At 73.3% G+C, this 24618-nt stretch carries 20 protein-coding genes; 14 read left to right on the top strand and 6 right to left on the bottom strand.

The genetic code is table 11. From position 1 onward, the window contains the following. The first annotated feature begins 20 nt into the window (after nt 1–20). The 5 genes from BS73_RS14340 (at nt 21) to BS73_RS14320 (ending at nt 5270) form a co-directional block, all read left to right on the top strand. Nucleotides 21–395 carry a YraN family protein gene (locus BS73_RS14340; protein ID WP_037579602.1) on the top strand — a complete coding sequence of 125 codons (375 nt, stop codon included), beginning with the start codon at nt 21–23 and terminating at the stop codon, nt 393–395. 1 nt (nt 396) lies between these two features. Further along, nucleotides 397–2100: a YifB family Mg chelatase-like AAA ATPase gene (locus tag BS73_RS14335; protein WP_051939933.1), complete on the top strand. Its 1704-nt coding sequence runs from the start codon at nt 397–399 to the stop codon at nt 2098–2100. Nucleotides 2101–2114: 14 nt separating this feature from the next. Then, on the top strand, nt 2115–3392 hold the full coding sequence (gene dprA / locus BS73_RS14330) for a DNA-processing protein DprA (RefSeq protein ID WP_084704056.1): 1278 nt from the start codon (nt 2115–2117) through the stop codon (nt 3390–3392). 339 nt (nt 3393–3731) lie between these two features. Further along, complete coding sequence (whiG, locus tag BS73_RS14325; protein WP_084704667.1) at nt 3732–4634, top strand: RNA polymerase sigma factor WhiG; 903 nt, start codon at nt 3732–3734, stop codon at nt 4632–4634. 78 nt (nt 4635–4712) lie between these two features. Next, on the top strand, nt 4713–5270 hold the full coding sequence (locus BS73_RS14320; protein ID WP_037579589.1) for a TetR/AcrR family transcriptional regulator: 558 nt from the start codon (nt 4713–4715) through the stop codon (nt 5268–5270). On the opposite strand, the gene BS73_RS39530 is transcribed toward BS73_RS14320, so the two are convergent. Beyond that, nucleotides 5260–5772 (bottom strand): peptidoglycan DD-metalloendopeptidase family protein, encoded by a 513-nt coding sequence (locus tag BS73_RS39530; RefSeq protein WP_235215412.1) that lies wholly within the window; start codon nt 5770–5772, stop codon nt 5260–5262. The genes BS73_RS14320 and BS73_RS39530 overlap by 11 nt on opposite strands. Before the next feature lie 1571 nt (nt 5773–7343). On the opposite strand from BS73_RS39530, the gene rpsB reads away from it, so the two are divergent. The 6 genes from rpsB to rlmN all read left to right on the top strand — a co-directional run bounded on the left by rpsB (nt 7344) and on the right by rlmN (nt 13688). Further along, nucleotides 7344–8324, top strand: a complete 981-nt coding sequence (gene rpsB / locus BS73_RS14305) for a 30S ribosomal protein S2 (RefSeq protein ID WP_037572416.1) — start codon at nt 7344–7346, stop codon at nt 8322–8324. Nucleotides 8325–8554: 230 nt separating this feature from the next. Then, the gene (gene tsf / locus BS73_RS14300; protein ID WP_037572414.1) at nt 8555–9391 is read left to right on the top strand and encodes a translation elongation factor Ts; all 837 of its coding nucleotides are present in this window, start codon (nt 8555–8557) and stop codon (nt 9389–9391) included. A gap of 203 nt (nt 9392–9594) precedes the next feature. Further along, complete coding sequence (gene pyrH, locus BS73_RS14295; protein WP_037572412.1) at nt 9595–10353, top strand: UMP kinase; 759 nt, start codon at nt 9595–9597, stop codon at nt 10351–10353. A 172-nt stretch (nt 10354–10525) separates the two neighbouring features. Next, nucleotides 10526–11083: a ribosome recycling factor gene (gene frr, locus BS73_RS14290; protein ID WP_037572411.1), complete on the top strand. Its 558-nt coding sequence runs from the start codon at nt 10526–10528 to the stop codon at nt 11081–11083. A 227-nt stretch (nt 11084–11310) separates the two neighbouring features. Continuing rightward, complete coding sequence (locus BS73_RS14285) at nt 11311–12498, top strand: phosphatidate cytidylyltransferase (protein WP_084704665.1); 1188 nt, start codon at nt 11311–11313, stop codon at nt 12496–12498. 83 nt (nt 12499–12581) lie between these two features. Next, on the top strand, nt 12582–13688 hold the full coding sequence (gene rlmN, locus BS73_RS14280; protein WP_037572409.1) for a 23S rRNA (adenine(2503)-C(2))-methyltransferase RlmN: 1107 nt from the start codon (nt 12582–12584) through the stop codon (nt 13686–13688). A gap of 109 nt (nt 13689–13797) precedes the next feature. Here the strand turns inward: rlmN and BS73_RS38240 are convergent, their stop codons facing one another. The 4 genes from BS73_RS38240 to BS73_RS14260 form a co-directional block, all read right to left on the bottom strand. Beyond that, nucleotides 13798–14913: a hypothetical protein gene (locus BS73_RS38240; RefSeq protein ID WP_051939931.1), complete on the bottom strand. Its 1116-nt coding sequence runs from the start codon at nt 14911–14913 to the stop codon at nt 13798–13800. Further along, nucleotides 14904–15794 carry an ABC transporter ATP-binding protein gene (locus BS73_RS14270; RefSeq protein ID WP_063836989.1) on the bottom strand — a complete coding sequence of 297 codons (891 nt, stop codon included), beginning with the start codon at nt 15792–15794 and terminating at the stop codon, nt 14904–14906. Before BS73_RS14270 ends, BS73_RS38240 begins: the two co-directional genes overlap by 10 nt. 174 nt (nt 15795–15968) lie before the next feature. Beyond that, the gene (locus BS73_RS14265) at nt 15969–17342 is read right to left on the bottom strand and encodes an aspartate aminotransferase family protein (protein ID WP_037572407.1); all 1374 of its coding nucleotides are present in this window, start codon (nt 17340–17342) and stop codon (nt 15969–15971) included. Then, a complete protein-coding gene (locus BS73_RS14260) occupies nt 17339–17812 on the bottom strand; it encodes an Lrp/AsnC family transcriptional regulator (protein ID WP_037572396.1) in 474 nt (157 codons plus the stop codon). The genes BS73_RS14265 and BS73_RS14260 overlap by 4 nt, the downstream gene beginning before the upstream one ends. 162 nt (nt 17813–17974) lie before the next feature. On the opposite strand from BS73_RS14260, the gene BS73_RS14255 reads away from it, so the two are divergent. Further along, nucleotides 17975–19450 carry a gamma-aminobutyraldehyde dehydrogenase gene (locus BS73_RS14255; RefSeq protein WP_037572394.1) on the top strand — a complete coding sequence of 492 codons (1476 nt, stop codon included), beginning with the start codon at nt 17975–17977 and terminating at the stop codon, nt 19448–19450. A 173-nt stretch (nt 19451–19623) separates the two neighbouring features. Here BS73_RS14255 and BS73_RS14250 read toward each other — a convergent pair whose 3' ends face one another. Next, nucleotides 19624–21303: a PucR family transcriptional regulator gene (locus BS73_RS14250; RefSeq protein WP_037572393.1), complete on the bottom strand. Its 1680-nt coding sequence runs from the start codon at nt 21301–21303 to the stop codon at nt 19624–19626. Between the two features lie 371 nt (nt 21304–21674). Between BS73_RS14250 and BS73_RS14245 the strand changes: the two genes are divergently transcribed. Further along, on the top strand, nt 21675–23195 hold the full coding sequence (locus BS73_RS14245; protein ID WP_037572391.1) for a gamma-aminobutyraldehyde dehydrogenase: 1521 nt from the start codon (nt 21675–21677) through the stop codon (nt 23193–23195). 97 nt (nt 23196–23292) lie between these two features. Continuing rightward, nucleotides 23293–24567 carry an ABC transporter substrate-binding protein gene (locus BS73_RS14240; RefSeq protein WP_051939930.1) on the top strand — a complete coding sequence of 425 codons (1275 nt, stop codon included), beginning with the start codon at nt 23293–23295 and terminating at the stop codon, nt 24565–24567. Nucleotides 24568–24618: the final 51 nt, after the last annotated feature.

Here is a 24618-nt window from a genome sequence, read left to right as displayed (position 1 = left end):
TGGTCCCGGAGGTGATCGGCGTGACCGCAGCACGTACCGCGGCCCTCGGCCGCTACGGCGAGGACGTCGCCGCCCGCTATCTGTCCCAGTCGGGGATGCGGGTACTGGAGCGCAACTGGCGCTGCCGGGCGGGGGAGTTGGACATCATCGCGCTGGACGGCGAGACCATCGCCGTCTGCGAGGTCAAGACCCGCACCGAGCACGGCATCCAGGAGCCGGCCGAGGCGATCACCCCGGCCAAGGCCGAGCGGCTGGTCGTCCTGGCCGAGCGCTGGGCCAGCGAGCGCTGGCCGGAGCCGCTGCCGATGGGCGGCATCCGGATCGACGTGCTGTGCGTCCTCCACGGCGGAGCGGGGCCGGCCCGGGTCCGGCATCTGCGCGGGGCGGTGGGCTGACATGCCGTTCGCGCACACCCGCGCGGTCGCCCTGGTGGGGGTGGACGGCGTGCTGGTCGAGGTGCAGGCCGGGCTGGAGACGGGGATCCCGGCGTTCATCCTGGTCGGCCTGGCCGACAAGGCGCTGAGCGAGGCCCGGGAGCGGGTCAGGGCCGCCGTGGTGAACAGCGGGGAGCAGTGGCCGCAGAAGAAGCTGACGGTGGGGCTGAGCCCGGCGTCCGTGCCGAAGAGCGGCAGCGGGTTCGACCTGGCGGTGGCGGTGGTCGTGCTGGCCGCGGCCGGCCGGCTCGACCCGCGGACCATCGCCGGGCGGCTCTTCATCGGCGAGCTCGGTCTGGACGGGCGGGTGCGGCCGGTACGCGGGGTGCTGCCCGCGGTGCTGTCGGCGGCGGACGCCGGATACCGCTCGGTGGTGGTCCCGGAGGCCAGTGCGGCCGAGGCGGGGCTGGTGCCGGGGGTGTCCGTCCTGGCGGTGCGCTCACTGCGGCAGCTGATCGCGCTGCTCTGCGACGAGCCGGAGCCGGACGAGTCGGCCGAGCTGGGCCTGTCGGCGGAGGAGCTGGAGGCCCCCTCGGCGGCGGCCGATCCCCTGGCGGCGGCCGCGATGGTGCTGCCGGGGTTGGGCTTCCGGCCCTCGGGGGGCTGGTCGTCCGGGGGCGGGAGCGGGGGCGCGGGCCGGCCGGGGGGCAAGGACATGGCGGACATCGCCGGGCAGCCCACCGCCCGGCGGGCGATGGAGGTCGCCGCGGCCGGCGGCCACCACATCTACCTCAAGGGCCCGCCGGGCGCCGGGAAGACACTGCTGGCCGAGCGGCTGCCGGGGCTGCTCCCGCCGCTGGACCAGCGGGAGGCGCTGGAGGTCACCGCCGTCCACTCGGTGGCCGGGCTGCTGCCGCCGGAGCACCCCCTGGTGCGGGTCCCGCCGTTCTGCGCCCCGCATCACTCGACCACGATGCCCGCCATCGTCGGCGGCGGCAGCGGACTGCCGCGGCCGGGCGCGGTCTCGCTCGCTCACCGGGGCGTTCTCTTTCTGGACGAGGCGCCGGAGTTCGCCGTCCGGGTGCTGGACGCGCTGCGGCAGCCGCTGGAGTCCGGGGAGGTGGTGATCGCCAGGACGGCGGGGTCGATGCGGCTGCCGGCGCGCTTCCTGCTGGTGCTCGCCGCCAATCCGTGCCCCTGCGGGCGATGGTCGCTGCGGTCGGGGGACTGCGGCTGCTCGCCGAACGCGGTGAGCCGGTACCAGGCGCGGCTCTCCGGTCCGCTGCTGGACCGGATCGACCTCCGGGTCGAGGTCGAGCCGGTGAGCAGCGCGGCGCTGTTCGGGGAGGCGGGCGCCGAGGCGGTGCCGGGGGAGAGTACGGCGGTGGTGGCCGCACGGGTCGCCGCCGCGCGGGAGCGGGCGGCGGCCCGGCTGGCCGAGACCCCGTGGCGGACCAACGCCGAGGTCCCCGGTTTCGAGCTGCGGACCCGCTGGCGGGCCGCGGAAGGGGCGCTGGCGGACGCCGAGCGGGACATGGAGCGGGGCTTCCTCACCGCCCGCGGCCTGGACCGGGTGCTGCGGGTCTCCTGGACCCTGGCCGACCTGGCCGGCGTCGACGCCCCGCGCCGCGAGGAGGTCCGCACCGCCCTGGACTTCCGCCTCGGCGCCTTCGCCCGGACCCCCGTCCCGGCGCCCATCGACGACTACCCGCCGGCCTGGCCATGAGGGAGGACCACGAGATGCCGAACGCCGGAGTCGAGAGCACACCGCAGCCCGCGCCCGCCGGGGTTCAGCTGGCGCTGGTCGGGGTCGGGGGCGGGATCGAGGACCCTGAGGGTCCCGAGCGCCCCGAGGAGACGGACGGGGCCCCGGCGGACGAGGAAGACGAGGAAACGGGGCCCGGGGAGGACGAGCGGGTCGCGAGGGCGGCGCTGGCGCGGCTGGCGGAGCCCGGGGACGAGACCGTGGGGGAGTGGATCGAGCGGTTCGGCGCGCGGGAGGTGCTGCGGCGGATCGAGCGGGGCGGCGAGCTCCCGCGCCGCCGGAGCGGCGGACGCGACCGGCTCGCGAACTACCGGGTCCGGCTGGCCGGCCTCGACCCCACCGGAGACCTGGACAGGTTCCGCCGACTGGGTGGCCGCCTGGTCGTGCCGGGTGACGCCGAGTGGCCCACCCAGCTGGACGACCTTGGATCGGCCCGTCCGATCGCCCTGTGGGTGCGGGGCGACGTCTCGCTCCGCTGCCTCGCGCTGCGCTCGGTCGCCGTCGTCGGCGCCCGCGCCTCCACCGAGTACGGGCTGCGGGCCGCCACCGAGCTCGCCGCCGGCCTGGCCCAGCGCGGCTGGACGGTGGTCTCCGGGGCGGCGTACGGGATCGACGCGGCCGCCCATCGGGGCGCCCTGACCGCCACCGGGGCGACCGTCGCGGTCCTGGCCTGCGGCGCCGACCGGGCCTATCCGAGCGGGAACACCGGGCTGATCGCACGCATCGCCGAAGAGGGCCTGCTGGTCAGCGAGTTGCCACCCGGCGAGCATCCCACCCGGTCCCGCTTCGTCCTCCGCAACCGGGTGATCGCCGCGCTGACCCGGGGCACCGTCGTGGTCGAGGCGGCCTGCCGCAGCGGCGCGCTCAGCACCGCCCGCCGGGCGGCCGGGCTCAACCGGCAGGTGATGGGCGTCCCCGGCTCCTGCTTCAGCCAGCTCTCCTCCGGAGTCCACCAGCTGATCCGTTCCGGGCAGGCCACCCTGGTGACCGACCCGGACGAGGTGGTCGAGCTGGTCGGCGGTGTGGGTACGGACCTCGCCCCGCTGCGGCACGGCCCGGTGCTGCCCCGGGACCTGCTGCCGCTGGAGGCCGTCCAGGTGCTGGAGGCGCTGCCGGCCGGGGCCGAGGGGCTGCCGCTGCCGGAGGTGGCCCGGCGGGCCGGGCTGGTCCGGGAGCTGGTGCTGCCACGGCTGTTCGAGCTGGGGGCGCTCGGGTTCGCTGCACGCCGGGGTGAGCGCTGGTCACTCGCATGAGTTCACCCGGGAAACGCGCACACAGAGCGGTCGCCGTTCAGCCGTACCCACCTGATCGGGGGAGCACCGGTTCGGCATAACCCTATGAAGGCGCCTGGTCGCGCTACGCTCACATGCGCCCGGTTGAAACCCCACCTTTTTCATCCCCTGTCCCCCACCGCACATCGGCAGAACGGTTCCTGACGACGTATGCGCAAGCAGTCCCCCGCGCCCGGCGCGTCCTCCCGCCCCGCCGCACACGCCGAGGGGTGGTCCGCCGCGATGGGCAGCGCCAGAGCCGGGGTGGTCGCCCCGCGGGCTCCCCGGCAGCAGCCGCAGGGCCGCGGGGTGCGCGGAGAGCTGCCGGCGCAGGCCGGGGCGGGACCGCGGCGCCAGGCACCGCCGGCCGAGGATCCCCCCGACCGCGCGGCGGAGGGGGCTCGCGACCGGACAGCCAGGCGGCCGGAAGCGGTCGCCACTGCCCCCGCCGCGCCCGCGCTGAGCCCGCTCGACCAGCTGTGGCGGAACTACAAGGCCACCGGCGAGCCCGCGCTGCGGGACCAACTCATCCTCCACTACTCACCGTTGGTGAAGTACGTGGCCGGGCGGGTCGGTGTCGGGCTGCCCAGCAACGTCGAGCAGGCGGACTTCGTCTCCTCCGGGATCTTCGGGCTGATCGACGCGATCGAGAAGTTCCAGCCCGAGCGCGCCATCAAGTTCGAGACCTACGCGATCAGCCGGATCCGCGGGGCCATCATCGACGAACTGCGGGCGCTGGACTGGATTCCCCGCTCTGTACGGCAGAAGGCGCGGGCCGTGGAGCGCGCCTACGCGACGCTGGAGGCGCGACTGCGGCGCAGCCCCAGCGAACCCGAGGTGGCCGCGGAGATGGACATCACCACGGAGGAACTGCACGCCATCTTCGGCCAGTTGTCGCTCGCCAACGTGGTGGCGCTGGACGAGTTGCTGCATCCGCCCGGCGACGGTACGGGCGGTGAGCGCGCCAGCCTCCTCGACACTCTGGAGGACACCGGGGCCGACGACCCGGTGCGGGTGGCCGAGGAGCGCGAGCTGCGCCGGCTGCTCGCCCGCGCCGTCAACACCCTGCCCGACCGGGAGAAGACGGTGGTCAGCCTCTACTACTACGAGGGGCTGACGCTGGCGGAGATCGGCCAGGTCCTCGGGGTGACGGAGAGCAGGGTCAGCCAGATCCACACCAAGTCGGTGCTCCAGCTCCGGGCGAAGCTCTCGGACGCGAGATGAGCGGAGTCGCCGCCGCCCCCTGACGTCTCCGGGGCGGCCCCGTAAAGTGGTGGGGTGCCGAAGATCCGAGCGGCCACGGTGGCCGAGCATCGCCGATTGCAGCGTGACGCCCTCCTGGAGGCTGCCCGCGAGCTGCTGGCCGAGGGCGGCATGGAGGCACTGACCTTCCCGGCGCTGGCGGCGAGGACCGGGCTGGCCCGGTCCTCCGTCTACGAGTACTTCCGTTCCCGCGCCGGGGTGGTGGAGGAGCTCTGCGCCATAGACTTCCCGGTCTGGGCCGCCGAGATCGAGGGCGCCGTGGACCGGGCCGCCGACCCGCTGCAGCGGGTCGAGGCCTATGTGCGCGCCCAGTTGGCGCTGGCGGGCGACCCGCGGCACCGGGCGGTGGTGGCCATCTCCGCCGGTGAGCTGGACGAGGGGGCCCGTGAGCGGATCCGGGCCGCCCACGGCCGGCTCGTCGAGTCGGTGATGGGGGCGCTCGCCGACCTCGGGCACCCGCGGCCGGGCCTGGCGGCGGCCCTCCTCCAGGGGCTCGTCGAGGCGGCGGTCAAGCGGCTGGAGATCGGGGCGGCCGAGCATCCGGACGAGATCGTCGAGGCCGCCGTCGCCCTCGCACTGCGCGGCGTCACCGGCTGACCGGTCCCTCGCCGGCCCCTGCCGGCGCCCGCGCCCTCGCCGTCGCCCCGCCCCCGCCCCCGTTCAGCAGGGGCAGCAGGCGGGCGTGCCGGGCTCTGCGCAGCAGACGCAGCGGATCCAGATAGCGCTCCCCGCGGAGCAGCCCCCAGTGGAGGCAGCCGCGCAGCGCACCGCAGTGTCCGGGACCGCCGGGGGCGGCCGCGAGGCGTCCGATCACCTGGCCCGCCGTCACCCGGGCATGCGGCGCCACGGTCGCCACGACCGGCTCGTAGGTGCTGCGCAGCGACGGCGTCCCGGTGCCCGGATGCTCGACGACCACCACCGGTACGCCTCCGACCGGGCCGGCGAAGGACACCACCCCGTCCAGCGTGCTCCGCACCGGCGCGTCCGCGCCTGCTGCGAGATCGACTCCCCGGTGCCCCGGGCCCCAGGCCTCCAGCGGCGCGTCGAACCCGCGCAGCACCGCTGCTCCGCCACCGCCACCGCCGGTCGGTGCGCCCACCGGCCACCGGCCGCGCGTCCCTGGCGGGATGTCGTCCCCGCTGTCCCGCCGATCTGCCGCCCGACGCCCGCCTGAGCCGGAGCTCGGGCCCGTATCCCCCGCGCCCCACCGCGGTGCCGTATCCGCGCCCGAGCGCCTGCCCGAGCCCGCGACGGCGTCGATGCCCCGCCGTACGCCTCCGGGCTCCTCTGCGGCCTCGTGGTCTCCCCGGCTCGGTGCCGTCCTCCGCGCTGCCGGCGCGCGGAGTCGCCCGCGGGTGTGCTGGGGCGCGCGCTTGGCTGTAAGCGCCCTCTGCGTGCTTCGCACCTCGGTGGGGGGTCTCCCTGCGGACGGGGGCGCCGCTTGGGCCTCCGCCGCGGCGACGGGGTGCCCACTCCTCGCCGCGCCGCCCCCCGGAACCGCGGCCCGCGCCCCCTGCGGGGCGGCCAGCATCAGCGCCAGCCAGAGCAGCAGGCCGAGCGCCAGCAGCAGCACCCGCCGGTCCGGCCACGGCGGACGGGCGGTCAGCCCGGCCGCCTTGGACGGCCGCGAGAGCACCGGCAGCGGGCCGAGCCGCCGGGCCGGCAGCAGCCCCTTGTCCAGCCAGGGCCGCACCGCCCGCCCCTGCCGCAGCAGCACCGACCCGGGGGCGACCGTGGCAGCCGTCGACCGAGCCGCTCGACGGCCCCCGCCAGGTCGTCCGGCGGCCGGGCCGCACGGGCGGGCGGGCGGCGGCCCGCCGGCCACCGCCCCGGCCCGGGCCGGGGTCGTCCCGGCGCCGCCGCGCGGCCGGTCGTGGGCGCAGAGCGTCGTCGACGACCGGCCGCCGCATTCGCTCCGGCGGGCCGCCGCGATCACCCGTCCCAGCCGCACGGCCGGCTCCCCGTCGCCCTCGGGCCGCTTCGGCCTCCGGTCGGCGCAGCAGCGCTGCCGCTTCTCCGGCTTCGCCGGGCATCCGGCCGCGCCCCCGGCCGGCCCCGCGCCCTCGGTCGGCCCCGCGCCCCCCGCCGCCCCCGTGCCCCCGGCCGGCAGGCGCCGGTTCCGTTCAGGGGGACGGGCGTTCGCGGCCGCGAGGGAGGCCAGGGCCTGGTAGCTGAGCCGGGCCCGCATCGCGGCGGCCGCTCCCGCGGGGGTCGTGCCGGGGGCGACGGTGGTGGGGGCGGGAGTGACGTTCGTCGCATCGTTCGCATCGCTCATGGTGGGGACTCTGCTCCTCACCCACGGCACACGGGCCGCTGCGCAAAGCGCCTGTGGACAACCCCCGAGTTGTGCGCAACCCCGTCACCCTCCCGTGCGACCCCTGCGCCCCCGCCCATGGTCGCCCGCCATGCGGCGGTTCCCGTACACTTCTCAAGCGGCCCGGCGACCCGGGTCGACTTCGCACGCCCCGCCACTGGTGATCGGGTTCGCGTCGCCAGCGCCTTCGGCGATGGCTCGGCTCGGCCCCCTCGCTCGGTGAAGTGTCGCTCGGTCCTGCGGACGAACGGCTTCCATACACGGCTCCGTTCTCCTATGGCACGGCACGGCCGGGGCGTCAGGAGCGGTGGCCGACCGGCCGCCGCAGATAACCGAGCCCAACAAGGAGAACGGCCATGGCCGTCGTCACGATGCGGGAGCTGCTGGAGAGCGGCGTCCACTTCGGTCACCAGACCCGGCGCTGGAACCCGAAGATGAAGCGCTTCATCTTCACCGAGCGCAACGGCATCTACATCATCGACCTGCTGCAGTCGCTGAACTACATCGACCGCGCCTACGAGTTCGTCAAGGAGACCGTTGCCCACGGCGGCAGCGTCCTCTTCGTCGGCACGAAGAAGCAGGCCCAGGAGGCCATCGCCGAGCAGGCCACCCGCGTGGGCATGCCCTACGTCAACCAGCGCTGGCTGGGCGGCATGCTGACCAACTTCTCGACCGTCTACAAGCGCCTGCAGCGCCTGAAGGAGCTCGAGGAGATCGACTTCGACGATGTGGCCGGCTCCGGCCTCACGAAGAAGGAGCTCCTGGTCCTCTCCCGCGAGAAGGCCAAGCTGGAGAAGACCCTCGGCGGTATCCGCGAGATGCAGCGGGTGCCCTCCGCGGTCTGGATCGTGGACACCAAGAAGGAGCACATCGCGGTCGGTGAGGCCCGGAAGCTCAACATCCCGGTCGTCGCGATCCTGGACACCAACTGCGACCCCGACGAGGTCGACTACAAGATCCCGGGCAACGACGACGCGATCCGCTCCGTCACCCTGCTCACCCGCGTGATCGCCGACGCCGCCGCCGAGGGCCTGATGGCCCGCGCCGGTGCCGCCAAGGGCGACGCGAAGGCCGAGCCGGGTGCCGACCAGCCGCTGGCCGACTGGGAGCGCGACCTGCTGCAGGGTGAGAAGAAGGCGGACGGCCAGGACGCCGCCGAGGCGACGGACGAGAAGGCCGCCGAGGCTGAGGTCCAGGAGTCCGCCGGCACCGCCGCGCAGGCCGAGGAGGCCCCGGCCGCGGAGGCTCCGGCCACCGAGGCTCCGGCCGCCGAGGCCGCCGCCGAGGCTCCGGCCGCTCCGGCCGAGGCCGCCGCCGAGGGCACCGAGCAGGCCTGACCCGGGCCTGAGAACCTGGATCCCGGGCCGCCTGCAACCCAGGCGACCCGGGCCGGGCGGGGCCCGCAAAGGCCTCCGGACCGTTCGAACCGCCTGAAGCGGCCCCGGTCCTGACACCGCGTCAGGACCGGGCGCCGCTGCGCCCGCGCCCTTTTCCGCGCTCGCGCCGGCGGATCCACTCACCCCACCGGTCATCCCCCCATCGCGAGAAGAGCGAGAAGAGATACACCATGGCGAACTTCACCGCCGCCGACGTCAAGAAGCTCCGTGAGCTCACCGGCGCCGGAATGATGGACTGCAAGAAGGCCCTGGACGAGGCCGAGGGCAACGTCGACAAGGCCGTCGAGATCCTGCGCGTCAAGGGCCAGAAGGGCGTCGCCAAGCGCGAGGGCCGCTCCGCCTCCAACGGCGCCGTGGTCTCCCTCATCGCCGAGGACGCCAAGTCCGGCGTGCTGCTGGAGCTGAACTGCGAGACCGACTTCGTCGCCAAGGGCGACAAGTTCGTCGCGGTCGCCGACGCCCTGGCCGCCCACGTGGCCAAGACCTCCCCGGCCGACCTGGAGGCCCTCCTCGCCTCCGAGATCGAGGCCGGCAAGACCGTGCAGACCTACGTCGACGAGGCCAACGCCGCGCTCGGCGAGAAGATCGTGCTGAGCCGCTTCGCCAAGTTCGACGGCGAGTTCGTCGCCTCCTACCTCCACCGCACCTCTCCCGACCTGCCCCCGCAGGTCGGCGTGCTGGTCCAGCTGGACAAGGCCGACGCGCAGACCGCCAAGGACGTGGCGCAGCACATCGCCGCGTTCTCGCCGAAGTTCCTCAGCCGTGAGGAGATCCCGGCCGAGACCGTCGAGAACGAGCGCCGCGTGGCCGAGGCCACCGCCCGCGAGGAGGGCAAGCCCGAGGGCGCCCTGCCGAAGATCGTCGAGGGTCGCGTGACCGGCTTCTTCAAGGAGAACGTGCTGCTCGACCAGCCGTTCGCCAAGGACAACAAGAAGTCCGTGCAGAAGGTGCTCGACGAGGCCGGCGTCAAGCTGGTCGCGTTCAGCCGCTTCCGCGTGGGCGTCTGACCCGCCTCGGACCCCGCACCAGGGGCGGCGCCGCCCGCACAGGCTCCTACCATGAGATCCTGAGCGGGGGGCGCGAACCCGAATCGGGGCCGGTGTTCCCGGCCCCACGGAACGACGAGGAGGCCACTGCCGTGCAGGACCGGACCGGTACCGGCGGCGGTGGCCTTCTTCTGTGTACGTGCTGAAGCTGACAGGAGTCCCCCATGCAGAAATCCGGGCAGGTGACCGCTGACGGCGGTGCGCATCGCCGCGTGCTGCTCAAGTTGTCCGGCGAGGCCTTCGCCGGCGGAGGGGGGCTCGGCGTGGACCCGGACGTGGTGCACGCCATCGCCCAGGAGATCGCCACCGTGGTGCGGGCCGGCACCGAGGTCGCCGTGGTGATCGGCGGCGGCAACTTCTTCCGCGGCGCCGAGCTTCAGCAGCGCGGCATGGACCGGGCGCGCTCCGACTACATGGGCATGCTCGGCACCGTGATGAACTCCCTCGCCCTGCAGGACTTCCTCCACAAGGAGGGCGTGGAGACCCGGGTGCAGACCGCCATCACCATGGGCCAGGTCGCCGAGCCCTACATCCCGCTGCGGGCGATCAGGCACCTGGAGAAGGGCCGCGTCGTGATCTTCGGCGCCGGCATGGGGATGCCCTACTTCTCCACCGACACCACCGCGGTGCAGCGGGCGCTGGAGATCCACGCGGAGATCCTGCTGATGGGCAAGAACGGCGTGGACGGGGTCTACGACGCCGACCCCAAGACCAACCCGGGCGCCGTCAAGTTCGACCAGCTCGAGTACTCCGAGGTCATCGCGCGCGATCTGAAGGTCGCCGACCTCACCGCGATCACGCTCTGCAAGGACAACGACCTGCCGATGGTGGTCTTCGAGCTTCTCGCGGAGGGCAATATCGCCCGAGCGGTCAAGGGTGAGAAGATCGGAACGCTGATCAGCCAGGACACCCAGCGGGGGTGACTCCCCGTCAGTCCGCCCGCGGGGGTGGACAAGCGGGCGGATTGGGGGAAACGTGCCGAACAGGCACCCTCCGATGCGCGCGGCAGAGGACCATTACCGAACGCAGGCAGCAGCCAGCACAGCTGCGGCCGGCAGCAAGCAGGGCTTCCCAAGGACGGGACAGGAGCAGACTGTGATCGAAGAGATCCTCCTCGAGGCAGAGGAGAAGATGGAGAAGGCCGTCACGGTCGCCAAGGAGGACCTGGCCGCGATCCGTACCGGCCGTGCTCACCCGGCGATGTTCGCGAAGATCGTCGCCGAGTACTACGGGGCGCCGACCCCGATCAACCAGCTCGCCTCGTTCTCGGTGCCCGAGCCGCGGATGGCCGTCGTGACGCCGTTCGACAAGACCTCGCTGCGCGCCATCGAGGAGGCCATCCGCAACTCCGACCTCGGCGTCAACCCGACGAACGACGGCACCCTCATCCGGGTGGTCTTCCCGCAGCTCACCGAGGAGCGGCGGAAGGAGTACATCAAGGTCGCGCGCGGCAAGGGCGAGGACGCCAAGGTGTCCATCCGCTCGGTCCGCCGCAAGGCCAAGGAGACCCTGGACAAGCTGGCCAAGGACGGGGAGGCCGGCGAGGACGAGGTCCGCCGCGCGGAGAAGGAGCTGCAGGACACCACCGACAAGTATGTCGCGCAGGTGGACGAGCTGCTCAAGCACAAGGAAGCGGAACTTCTCGAGGTCTGATGAACGACGACGCCCGGTGGGCCGCGGACCGGCCCGCCCCCGGAGGGACGCCGTCGTACGGAGCACCGGCCTGGCCCGCGGCGGGTCCGGGGAATCCCCCCGGACCCCCTCCGGGGCAGGTGCCCGGAACCACGGGGATGCCCGCGGGACGCCACGGGCCCGCTGCTGTGAGCCACTCGCAGCAACCCTCGGTGCCCGCGGAGGACCCCACCGCGCAGACTCTCTACATGCCACCAGTCACCGACGGCCCGCCGCCGGAGCCCGCGGACGACGCGCGCACCACCCGGCTCGCAGGCCCCCTCTTCCGCGACGAGGCCGGCGACCCGGCCGGCCACGGCGGCGGCGACCGCTCCACGGCCGCCGACCTGGAGGCCACCGCGCAGTTGCCGCTGGTGGCACCCGGTGCGCCCGGGCTCTCTGACGCGCCGTCGGATCTCCGACGGGGCGCCGGGACGCCGGGCGGGTACGCTGCCGCCGTGCCGCAGCCGGAACAGTCGAGCCCCAGCCAGCCGCCGAGCGGCCAGCCGCAGACAGGCCGGCCGCAGACGGGTCAGCCGCAGACAGGCCAGCCGTCGAACGGTCAGCAGCCGAAGAAGGCCCCGCGCGGGGGGCGGAACCTGCCCGCCGCGGTCGGGGTCGGCGTCGGACTCGGCGCGGTCATCCTGGCCTCGCTGTTCTTCGTCAAGTCGCTCTTCATCGTGGTCGTCGCGGCCGCGGTGGTGGTCGGCGTGTACGAGCTGACGAGTCGTCTCACGGAGCGCAAGGGCATCCGGGTACCGGTGGTGCCGGTGGCCGTCGGCGGCGTGGCGATGCAGGTCGCCGCGTACTTCAAGGGCGCAGAGGGCGCCCTCCTCGCCTTCGCGCTGACGGCGCTTGCGGTGCTGGTCTGGCGGATGGCCGAGCCGCCGGAGGAGTACCTGCGGGACGTCACGGCGGGCATCTTCACCGCCTTCTACGTCCCGCTGCTGGCGACCTTCGTGATACTGCTGCTCAAGGCCGACGACGGGCCTGAACGGGTGGTCCTCTTCCTCCTGCTGACGGTCTGCTCGGACACCGGTGCGTACGCCGTCGGCGCGCTCTTCGGCAAGCACAAGCTGGCGCCGCGGATCAGCCCGGGGAAGACCCGGGAGGGCCTGGTCGGCGGAGTCGGGCTGGCGATGATCGCCGGAGCGCTGGGCACCCAGTTCATGATCGACAACGGTCACTGGTGGCAGGGGCTCGTCCTGGGGGCGTGCGTCGCCGTCAGCGCGACCCTGGGCGACCTCGGCGAGTCCATGATCAAGCGTGATCTGGGCATCAAGGACATGGGCACCCTGCTGCCCGGGCACGGCGGGCTGATGGACCGCCTCGACTCCCTGCTGCCGAGCGCCCCGGTGGTCTGGCTGGTGCTGGCCGGACTCATCGGCACCGGCTGACCTCGGTCCCAGGTCCTCCGACCCCGGCCGCCCGAACCTCCGGCGGCCGGGGTCTTCGCGTCTTCTGCGACACTGGATGGACCATGCCCAAGCCATTGCCAGGTGAGCTCACCTTCGTCGCACCGCGCGGTGCCAAGCCGCCGCGCCATCTCGCCGACCTCTCCGCCGCCGAGCGGAAGGAGGCCGTCGCCGAACTCGGCGAGAAGCCGTTCCGCGCGAAGCAGCTCTCCCACCACTACTTCGCCCGCCTGTCCGACCGCCCCGAGGAGTGGACCGACATCCCCGCCGCCGCGCGGGACCGGCTCTCCGCGGGGCTGCTGCCCGAGCTGATGTCGGTCGTCCGGCACGTCTCCTGCGACGACGACACCACCCGCAAGACGCTGTGGAAGCTCTTCGACGGCACGCTGGTCGAGTCCGTGCTGATGCGCTACCCGGACCGGGTCACCATGTGCATCAGCTCGCAGGCGGGCTGCGGGATGAACTGCCCGTTCTGCGCCACCGGCCAGGCCGGGCTGACCCGCAACCTGTCGACGGCGGAGATCGTCGAGCAGATCGCCGCCGGGATGCGGGCGCTGCGGGCCGGCGAGATCCCGGGCGGCGAGGCCCGGCTGAGCAACGTCGTCTTCATGGGCATGGGCGAGCCGCTGGCCAACTACAAGCGGGTGATGGGCGCGATCCGCCGGCTGACCGACCCGGCGCCGGACGGCTTCGGGCTCTCCCAGCGCGGGATCACCGTCTCCACGGTGGGCCTGGTGCCGGCGATGCGGCGGCTGGCCGAGGAGGACATGTCGCTCCGGCTCGCGGTCTCCCTCCACGCGCCCGACGACGAGCTGCGGGACACGCTGGTGCCGGTCAACACCCGGTGGAAGGTCTCCGAGGTGCTGGACGCGGCGTGGTACTACGCCGAGCGGTCCGGCCGCCGGGTCTCCATCGAGTACGCGCTGATCAAGGACGTCAACGACCAGGCGTGGCGGGCGGACCTGCTGGGCCGGCTGCTGAGCGGGCACCGCGCGCATGTGAACCTGATCCCGCTGAACCCGACTCCGGGCTCGAAGTGGACGGCCTCCCGTCCGGAGGACGAGCGCGAGTTCGTCCACCGCCTGGAGGCCCGCGGCGTGCCGGTCACCGTCCGGGACACCCGCGGCCAGGAGATCGACGGCGCCTGCGGCCAGCTGGCGGCGGCGGGCTGAGCCGTCCCCTCCGGGAGGGCGCACCGCCGAAGGCGCGAGCAGGGGCGCGGGCCGCGCAGTTCCCCGCGCCCCTGTGCTTGCCCTTCGGGCTTTGCGGGGGCGGTGCGGGTTACAGGCTTCGGGTTGCCAGTGCCGCTGCTGCTGCGAGGGCTGTGGCCGCTGCCGCCGTGGTGAGGGCGCACAGCGCGGCTGCGGCGCGTAGGGCCGCCGCGGAGGCGCCGAGGCGGGTGAGATCGGAGGCGAGTCCGCGTCGCGCGGCTGCCAGCTCCGCGGCACGCATCGCCAGTGCGCCCAGCGCGCATCCCGCCGCGACCGCTCGTACCGCCCAGGACCACAGGCCTGCGGCCGGTGCCGCGCCCCACAGCACGCCCACGCCCAGCGCGGCCACCGCCAGCGGGCCCGCCAGCCCCGGCGCCAGCGACTGGAGCCCGCGGCCCGCCAGCAGGCGTACGCCGCCCGGCCGACCGGCCGCCAGCGCGCCGCCGAGGGCGCGCAGCACCAGCGGGGTGGCCGCGGCGAGCCCCGCGAGGGTCAGCGCCCAGCCGACCGCCCCGGTGACGAAGACCCGTTGCAGCACCGGCAGCCGTACGGACCAGCCGCCCCGCGCACCGAACTCGGCCGCCGTGCCGAGCGCCAGCAGCGCACCGGCCCACGCCTCGCCCGGCGTCCCGTGGCGCTCCTCCGGTGGCCCCAGCGGCCTCGCCGCCGCGCCGGCGCCCACCAGGGGGACCACGAGCAGCAGTGTCAGCAGCCCCGCCGCGGGCAGCCCCGCACCGGAGCCGAGCGCCGGGGCCAGCCTGTCCTGCGCGCCGGCCGGCAGCAGCGGCCGCAGCAGTCCCGCGCGCAGCGCGAGGAAGGCGCCGCAGGCCGCGGCCGACCCGAGGGCGCAGGCGAGCCCGGTCTCGCAGGCCACCAGCAGTCGCAGGCGGTACGGGCCGACGCCGGCCGCGGCGAGGCCGGCCACCCGCTCCGGCCGCCGTCCCGGTACCGAGCCGGCGGCCACCGCACAGAGCCAGGCGACCGCGCCGAGCGCCGGCAGACACCACAGCAGCCGCAGCACGCTCTGCCCCGCGACGGGGCCGGGGGCGCCGGCGCTCAAGGCCCGCCCGAGCGCGCGAAGGAGCAGGCCGCCCGCGGTCGCGGAGGCCGCCGCCACGGCCGCCAGCCGGGCGATCTCGCCGATCCCGCCGGCGCCGCCCCGCCAGAGCCGCCCGATCAGGAGCACCGGGGCTCCCCAGAGCCCTCGGCCCCGGCCGCCACCGGCACCGCCACCGGCCCGCGCTCGCCGGGGACGCTGGCCCGTCCCCCCGGGGCGGGGAATTGACGCAGCGTCACCCCCGGGGCGGGCAGCCCGGGTTGACCCCCGGCGGCGGTCGCGGTCGGCGACACCGCCCGCGGCGGCCCGAGGCGCCCCGCGGACATCTCGGCGGCCCGGTCGGCGTAGCGGGCGGCGAGCTCCCGGTCCGTGGTGGCCAGCAGGAGGGTCAGGCCGTGCGAGCGGGTCGCGGTGACCAGCATCCGCATCAGCTGGTCGCGGTCCGCGGCGCGGATCACCGGGGCGGTCGGTTCGTCGGCCAGCACCACGGTGGGGGAGTGGGCCAACGCCCGCGCCACCGCGACCCGCTGCTGCTCCTCGGGTGGCAGCTGCCGGGCCCGCCGCCGCGCGCGGTCGGCGACGTCCAGGCGCTCCAGCCACTCGTCGGCGGCGCGCAGCGCGGCCCGCCGCCCGGCGGCCGGTCCGCCGGCCAGCAGCATCGGCAGCGCGACGTTCTCACGCACCGTCAGCTCCGGCACCAGCGCCGGTTCGCTGCCGATCCGGCCGAACCGCTCGCGCCGCAGCCGCTCCCGCCCGGCCCGGGAGAGGATGTGGACGGGCGCGCTGTTGAACCAGATCTCCCCGGAGTCGATCGCCCGCGCCGCCCCCAGGCAGTCCAGCAGGGTGGTCTTCCCGGAGCCGCGGACGCCGGTCACGGCCAGCACCTCGCCCTGGCGCACCCCGATCGAGACCTCCCGCAGGGCCGCGGCCCCCTCCCGCGGTGCGGTGACCAGGCCGCGGGCCCACAGCACGTCGTTGTCGGGTGGGGCGACCGCCGCTGCGACCTCCACTGGGACCTCCTGATGCCGGTGATCATCGGTACGCCGCTGATGATCATCCGCACGGCGCATTCCGCCTAAGAGCGTATTGCGCCGGGCGCACCGCTGGTGCCCCCAAAGCCCCCCGGGAAGCCCGAGTCCCCGGCACGAGTGATGTGCCGGGGACTCGGGTTGACGGGAGGAGGGTCAGATCCTCGTCCAGGCCTCGGTGAGGACGCCGCGGATGATCTGCTCGATCTCGTCGAAGGTGCCCTGGTCGGAGATCAGCGGCGGGGAGAGCTGGATGACCGGGTCGCCGCGGTCGTCGGCCCGGCAGTAGAGGCCGTTCTCGAAGAGCTTCTTGGAGACGAAGCCGTAGAGGAGGCTGTCGCACTCCTCCTCGGTGAAGGTCTCCTTGGTGGCCTTGTCCTTCACCAGCTCGATGCCGTAGAAGAAGCCGTTGCCGCGGACGTCGCCGACGATCGGCAGGTCGTTCAGCTTCGACAGGGTGCCGAAGAAGGCCGACTCGTTGTCCAGCACGTGCTGGTTGAGCTTCTCCCGCTCGAAGATGTCGAGGTTGGCCAGGGCCACCGCGGCGGACACCGGGTGGCCGCCGAAGGTGTAGCCGTGGAGGAAGGTGTTGTCCTCCGCCCAGAACGGCTCGGCGATGCGGTCCGAGACGATGCAGGCGCCGATCGGCGAGTAGCCGGAGGTCATCCCCTTGGCGCAGGTGATCATGTCCGGCACGTAGTCGAACTTGTCGCAGGCGAACATGGTGCCCAGCCGGCCGAAGGCGCAGATGACCTCGTCCGAGACGAGCAGCACGTCGTACTGGTCGCAGATCTCGCGCACCCGCTGGAAGTAGCCGGGCGGGGGCGGGAAGCAGCCGCCGGCGTTCTGCACCGGCTCCAGGAAGACCGCGGCCACCGTCTCCGGGCCCTCGAACAGGATCTGCTGCTCGATCTGGTCGGCGGCCCAGCGGCCGAAGGCCTCCGGGTCGTCGCCGTGGATCGGCGCGCGGTAGATGTTGGTGTTCGGCACCTTGTGCGCACCCGGCACCAGCGGCTCGAACGGCGCCTTCAGGGCCGGCAGGCCGGTGATCGACAGGGCGCCCTGCGGGGTGCCGTGGTACGCGACGGCCCGCGAGATCACCTTGTACTTGGTGTGGTTGCCCTTGAGCTTGTGGTACTGCTTCGCCAGCTTCCAGGCGGTCTCGACCGCCTCGCCGCCGCCGGTGGTGAAGAAGACCTTGTTGAGGTCGCCCGGGGCGTAGTGCGCCAGCCGCTCGGCCAGCTCGACGGCGGCCGGGTGGGCGTAGCTCCAGATCGGGAAGAAGGCCAGCTCCTTGGCCTGCTTCGCGGCGACCTCGGCCAGCTCGGCGCGGCCGTGCCCGGCCTGGACCACGAAGAGGCCGGAGAGGCCGTCCAGGTACTTCCGGCCCTCGGTGTCGTAGATGTAGGTCCCCTCGCCGCGGGCGATCGTCGGCACAGGGCTGTTCTCGTACGACTTCATCGAGGTGAAGTGCATCCACAGGTGGTCGTACGCGGCCTTGGACCGGGCCGACTGCGAATCGGAGCTCATCGAGTACCCCAGGTGTAGGTCTGTTTCCGGAGCTTCAGGTAGACGAAGCTCTCGGTGCTCCGCACGCCGGGAAGCGCGCGGATGCGCTTGTTGACGATGTCGAGGAGGTGTTCGTCGTCCTCGCAGACCAGCTCGGCGAGGAGGTCGAACGAGCCCGCGGTGATGACGACGTAGTCCACCTCGTCCATCGCGGCCAGCGCGTCGGCGACCGGATCGATGTCTCCCTCGATCTTGATCCCGATCATCGCCTGCCGGGTGAAGCCCACGGTGAGCGGGTCGGTGACGGCGACGATCTGCATCACGCCCTGTTCCAGGAGCTTCTGCACGCGCTGCCGTACCGCCGCCTCGGAGAGGCCGACGGCCTTGCCGATGGCGGCATACGGCCGCCGGCCGTCCTCCTGGAGCTGCTCGATGATCGCCTTGGACACGGAGTCGAGAGGAACGCTGCCGTTCCGGTCGCGATTGGCCACGCGGACACTGTGCCTGATCGCTCGCTCGTTCGCAAGGGAATCCGTCGCTGATGCTGGACTTCTGAACTGATTCAGTCGTTCTGTGCCCTCGGGTATGTCGATAACGACAGACTTCCGGCTAGTCTGGCGGCACCGGCCCTGAGTCCGGGCTGGACATCGGGCATGGCGATCGACGAGGAGAGGTCAGTGAGCGAGCTCCGCGTGCTGCGCAACTACATCAACGGTGAGTTCACCGACGCGGCCGACGGCCGCACCATCGAGGTGGTCGACCCGACCACGGGGGAGCCGTACGCGACGTCGCCGCTGTCCGGTCAGGCCGACGTGGACGCGGCGATGGCCGCCGCCGCGGAGGCCTTCGAGACCTACCGCGACACCATCCCCGCCGTACGGCAGCGGCTGCTGCTCAAGATCGCCGACGCGGTCGAGGCCAGGGCCGACGAGCTGGTCGCCGTCGAGTCCAGGAACACCGGGAAGCCGCTGGCGCTCACCGCGGCCGAGGAGATCCCGCCGATGGTGGACCAGATCCGGTTCTTCGCCGGCGCCGCCCGCCACCTGGAGGGGCTCTCCGCCGGCGAGTACATGGAGGGCCTCACCTCCTTCGTCCGCCGCGAGCCGATCGGGGTCTGCGCGCAGGTGGCGCCGTGGAACTACCCGATGATGATGGCCGTGTGGAAGTTCGCGCCGGCGCTGGCCGCGGGCAACTCGGTGGTGATCAAGCCCTCCGACACCACCCCGGCCTCGACCGTCCTCCTCGGCGAGATCATCGGCGGCGCGATCGCCGAACTCGGCCTGCCCAAGGGCCTGTTCAACGTCATCTGCGGGGACCGGGACACCGGCCGGCTGATGGTCGAGCACCACACCCCCGCGATGGCCTCCATCACCGGCTCGGTCCGGGCCGGCATGCAGGTCGCCGAGTCCGCGGCCAAGGACCTCAAGCGGGTGCACCTGGAGCTCGGCGGCAAGGCGCCGGTGGTGGTCTTCGAGGACGCCGACATCGCGAGCGCGGTCGAGGGGATCGCCGGCGCCGGCTACTTCAACGCCGGCCAGGACTGCACGGCCGCCACCCGGGTGCTGGTCCACGAGTCCGTCCACGACGAGTTCGTGGCGGCGCTGGCGAAGGCCGCCGCCGACACCAAGACCGGGCTGCCGGACGAGGAGGGCGTGGACTACGGGCCGCTGAACAACAAGAACCAGTTGGCGCAGGTGGCCGGCTTCATCGAGCGGCTGCCGTCGCACGCGAAGGTGGAGGCGGGCGGCCACCGGGTCGGCGAGAAGGGCTACTTCTGGGCGGCGACCGTCGTCTCCGGCCTCAAGCAGGACGACGAGATCATCCAGAAGGAGGTCTTCGGCCCGGTCATCACCGTGCAGAAGTTCTCCGACGAGGAGCAGGCGGTCTCGTACGCCAACGGCGTCGAGTACGCGCTGGCCTCCTCGGTCTGGACGAAGGACCACGCTCGGGCGATGCGGATGTCCCGGCGGCTGGACTTCGGGTGCGTGTGGATCAACACCCACATCCCGCTGGTCGCGGAGATGCCGCACGGCGGTTACAAGAAGTCCGGCTACGGCAAGGACCTCTCCGCCTACGGCTTCGACGACTACACCCGCATCAAGCACGTCATGACCTCCCTGGAGGGCTGACCCGCCGCCGCGATTCGCACAGCGAACCAAGGGGGTGCGGGGAACTGCGCGGCCGGCCGCTCACGGCGCCGCGTCCGGCAACGGCCACTGGGTTGCAACCCGGACACCGCTGCCGGGTGCGGGGCCGTAGGGGGCCGGCCACACACCCTTCGGGCTCATGCGGGGCCGGGGGGCTAGCGGCGGACCGCGTCCAGCGCCAGCAGGGCCACGTGCAGCGACAGGCAGGACTCGACCTGGCCGAGGTCGACGCCGAGGACCCGCTCGACCTTGTGGAGGCGGTCGTAGAAGGACGGGCGGGAGAGATGCGCCGCGTCCGCCGCCGCGGACTTGTTCCGACCGTGCTCCAGGTAGATGCGGAGCATCCGCACCAACTCGCCCCCGTGCTCCGCCTCGTACGCCAGCAGCGGCCCCAACTCCCGCTCCACGTACGTCTGCAGCCGCACGTCGTCGCGCAGCAGATGCAGCAGGCCGCGCAGCCGGACGTCCGGCAGCCGGTAGTAGGAGGTCCCCCGGCTGCCCCCGGGGGCGTCGTGCAGGGCCGCGTCCGCCACCTGGGTGGCCTCCAGCAGCGAGCGCCGGGCGTCCCGCACCGAGCCGACCGAGGAGCCGGCCGCGATCACCGGCGACCGGCCGCCTCCCCCGCCTCCGCCGCCCGCCGCCGCCCGCCGGGTCCCCCGGGAGAGCGACTCCGCGAAGCCCTCCAGCGCCTGGTGCTCGTCGTCCTGCGGGCCCAGCGACAGCAGCATGCCGACGCCGCTGTCGTCCAGACCGCCGACCAGCGCGGTCAGCCGGCGCTCCCGTACCGCCGCGGCCACGGTCTCGGTGAAGTCCCGCAGCCGCGCCTGCGCCTCCAGGGCGCCCGGCAGCGGGCCACCGCGCTGCCGGACCACCACGCCGACCAGCCGGCGCCCGTCCAGCGGCACGCCCAGCGCCGAGGCGCGGAGCGAGACCTCCGAGACGGTCAGCGCATGGGTGAGGATGCCGGAGATCAGCGTCCGGTGGGTCTGCCGCTCCAGTGACTCGCGGTCGCGCACCAGCAGCCGGTTGAGCGCCAGCGTGGCCGCGGCCCGCTCGGCGAGGATGGAGAGCCGCTGCGGCGGGGCCGCCGGCACCGCCCCCTCCTGCGCGGAGGCGGGGGAGCCCAGCACCACCAGCCGCCCCCAGTCCTGGCCGCGCGCTCCGACGGCGGTGGCCAGCCAGCCGGTCCTGGGGTCGTGCCCGGTACGGCCCGGCGGGCGGACCCCGCGCGAGCGGTTCTCCCAGTCGGCCAGCAGCGGCTGCGGGTCCTGCCCGGCGGCGTCGTACGCCAGCACCTGGTGGGAGAGGTTCTCCAGGACCACCGGCAGCCCCGACATCCGGGCGACCTGGCGGACCACCTCGGTCGGCTCGGCGCCCTCCACCGCCAGCTCGTTGAAGATCTGGTGGACCTCCTCGGAGGCCTGCAGCTCCTCCAGCTGGGCGTTGACCACCAGCGCGTGCACGGCCTCGGTCACCGCGACGAAGCGGACCTCCCGGCGGATCGCGATCAGCGGCAGCCCGCGCTGCTCCGCCGCGTGCACCAGGGCCCTCGGCAGCGTCTCGAAGTACCGCCGGCCGAACTCCACGGCGAGCCCCGCGACGCCCACCTCGTCCAGGTCCTGGACGTAGCGGGCCAGGCCCTCGCGCTGCTCCGGCAGCGCGATGCCGGTGGTGAGGATGAGTTCGCCGCCCCGCAGCACGCCCGCCACGTCCGGGAGTTCGCTGACATGCACCCAGCGCACCGGGCGGTCCAGCCGCTCCCGCCCGGCCACCACCTCGGGGAGGCCCCGGCGCAGCGCGTCGAGTTCCAGGACTCGGGCGACAGTCGGGAACACCGCTCCTCCTCAGCGTGGGCACACCGCGGGCCGGAGTGACGGGGGCGGGTGCGCAGAGTGTCAAGCGATTCAGACGTTGCCATAGCGAGGTGTCGGAGTCACCCCTTGATTTTCGGATTGCAGTGTGTAAGGGGAATCGCCGGTGGGCTGTCGCCCTGGCAGTTGCCCCGATGCCTCGGCCCGGGGGAGGGTCACGGAGTCGAAGGCCCGCCCCTGTGGGTCATTGCTGTCATTCGGCTTGAAATCCGTGGCTTTACGCAATGGCAACAACGGAATCCCTTGTCGGCCGACGAATGCTCTGCCAATATCGCCGACCACCGGGTCACACCGGCGGAACGCACGAGCGCTCCAGCGCCAGGAGGCAAGATCCAATGGAACGCCCCACCCTCGGAACCCCTCCGGGGGCCCAGTACGTCGCCGGTCGGCGGCGCCCCGGCCGCGGAGAGGAGTTCCGGCTCACCGACCCGGCAAGCGGCGGCGAGCTCCTGACCTACCGCCTGGCCTCCGCCGAGGACGTGGACGAGGCGGTCGCCGCGGCCACCGCCGCCTACCCCGAGTGGTCCTCCGCGACCCCGGCCGACCGGTCCGCCGCCCTGACCCGGCTGGCCGCCGAACTCGACTCCGCCGCCGAGGAGTTGGCGCAGACCGAGACGGCCCAGACCGGAAAGCCGATCCGTCTCTCCCGGGAGTTCGACGTCCCCGGCACGGTGGACAACGCGGCCTTCTTCGCCGGCGCCGCCCGCAACCTGGAGGGCAGGGCGGCCGGCGAGTACTCGGGCGACCACACCTCCTCGATCCGGCGCGAGCCGATCGGCGTGGTCGGCTCCATCGCCCCCTGGAACTACCCCCTGCAGATGGCCGCCTGGAAGATCCTCCCGGCGATCGCGGCCGGCAACACCGTCGTGCTGAAGCCGGCCGAGAACACCCCGCTCACCTCGCTGATGTTCGCCGAGGCCGCCAAGGCCGCGGGCATCCCGGACGGGGTCGTCAACGTCCTCTCCGGGCAGGGGAGTTCGGCGGGGGAGCGGCTGGTGTCGCACCCGGACGTGCGGATGGTCTCCTTCACCGGCTCCACCGCCGTCGGCCGGCGGGTCGGTGAGCTCGCGGTGCGCGGAGTCAAGCGCAGCCACCTCGAACTCGGCGGCAAGGCCCCGTTCGTGGTCTTCGACGACGCCGACCTGGAGGCCGCGGTGCACGGCGCCGTGGCCGGCGCGCTGATCAACGGCGGCCAGGACTGCACCGCCGCCACCCGCGCCTACGTCCAGCGCCCGCTCTTCGAGGACTTCGTCTCCGGCGTCGCCGAGCTCTTCGGGCGGATCCGGATCGGCGACCCCGCCGACCCGGCGACCGACCTCGGCGCCCTGATCTCGCACCGGCAGCGGGACGCGGTGGCCGGGTTCGTCGAGCGGGCCCGCGCCGCCGGAGCCGTCATCGCGGCCGGCGGCGAGGCCCCCGACAAGGGCCACGACGGCGCCGACCTCAGCGCCGGCGCCTACTACCGTCCGACACTGATCACCGGAGTCCCGCAGGACGCGGAGTGCGTCCAGCAGGAGATCTTCGGCCCGGTCCTGGTCGTCCTCCCCTTCGACACCGACGACGAGGGACTCAGGCTGGCCAACGACACCCCGTACGGCCTCGCCGCCTCCGCCTGGACCAGGGACGTGTACCGGTCGCTCCGCGCCACCCGCGAGCTGCAGGCCGGCTGCGTATGGGTCAACGACCACATCCCGATCATCAGCGAGATGCCGCACGGCGGCTACAAGGCCTCCGGCTACGGCAAGGACATGTCGCAGTACTCGCTGGACGAGTACACGCAGATCAAGCACGTCATGCAGGACACCACGGCGGTCGCCCGCAAGGGCTGGCACCGCACGATCTTCGGAGACGTCTAGCACTCCGGCCGCCGCCCGCGGCCCCGCGGCCCGGGCGGCGGCCCTCTTCTCTCGGTGTCCACGGCTTACCGCACTCCCCTCACGAAAGGCCGAGTCGATGACCGGTTCCAGCCCGAACTCCCCGTTCGACCCCGGGCGGTTCGTCAACCGCACCCGCCTGCGCTCCACCCTGGCCGCCAAGGAGCGCGAGCTCAGCCGCCGCTCGCTGCTGCGCGGGATAGCCGCCGGGGGGATGGCCGCGGCCGGCGCCGCCGCCCTCTCCGCCTGCGGTGTCAAGGGCGCCGCCGGCTCCTCCGCGAGCAACGGGCCGAAGGTCGGGCACGCCGCCAAGACCGACCTGTCGGACTCCGAGAAGAAGCTGGTCTGGGCGAACTGGCCGGCCTACATCGACGTGGACGACAAGAACCCCAACCTGCGTCCCACCCTCGCCGCCTTCGAGAAGCAGACCGGCATCCAGGTCACCTACCTGGAGGTGATCAACGACAACAACGACTGGTACACCAAGATCAACCCGGCGCTGGTCAAGGGCGTCGACACCGGCTACGACCTGATGGTCGTCAGCGACTACATGCTGCCCAAGTACCGGCAGTACAACTACATCCAGCAGCTCGACCTGTCGAACATCCCGAACCACAAGAACATCCTGCCGACCGTCCTCGACTATCCCCAGGACCCCGGACGCCGGTTCTCCACGCCATGGGCGTACGGCTACACCACCATCGCCTACAACAAGAACCTGGTGAAGACGCCGATCACGTCCTACGCCGAGCTCTTCACCCGCCCCGACCTGAAGGGCAAGGTGTCCCTCTTCGCGGAGATGGAGGACACCATGGGCGCGGCCCTCCTCGCCCTCGGCTACAACCCCACGAACTTCACCGACGCCCAGTTCGCCAAGGCCCTGGACTACGTGAAGAAGGCCCGGGACGCCGGCCAGATCCGCGCCTACACCGGCAACGACTACCTCAGCGACTTCCAGCAGGGGAACACCGCCGTCACCATGGCGTACTCCGGCGACGTCGCCCAGCTGGGGAAGCCCAACCTGGTCACCGTGGACCTCCCCAAGGAGGGGCTGCTGGCCTGGTCGGACAACATGGTCATCCCCAACTACGCCAAGCACAAGAAGAACGCCGAGCTGCTGATGAACTACTACCTGCAGCCCTCGGTCGCGGCCACCCTCGACGACTGGATCGAGTACATCCCGGTGGTCACCGGCGCCGAGGCGGCGCTGACCAAGCTGGACCCGAGCGCCGCGAAGAACCCGCTGGTCGTGCCGACCTCCGCGATGCGAGCCAAGGCCCACAACTTCATGTCCATCAGCCTCGCCAAGCTGGACGACTACACCACCCGCTTCCAGCAGGTCACCGGCCAGTAGCGGGCGGACCCCCGACGGAGGGCCGCACCGGCCCGCGCACCGGCCCGCAGG

The organism is Phaeacidiphilus oryzae TH49 (assembly GCF_000744815.1).
GTDB classification, from domain to species: Bacteria; Actinomycetota; Actinomycetes; order Streptomycetales; family Streptomycetaceae; genus Phaeacidiphilus; species Phaeacidiphilus oryzae.
The sequence above is the reverse complement of the archived record's forward strand: the minus strand, read 5'-3'. Positions and strand labels throughout refer to the sequence as shown.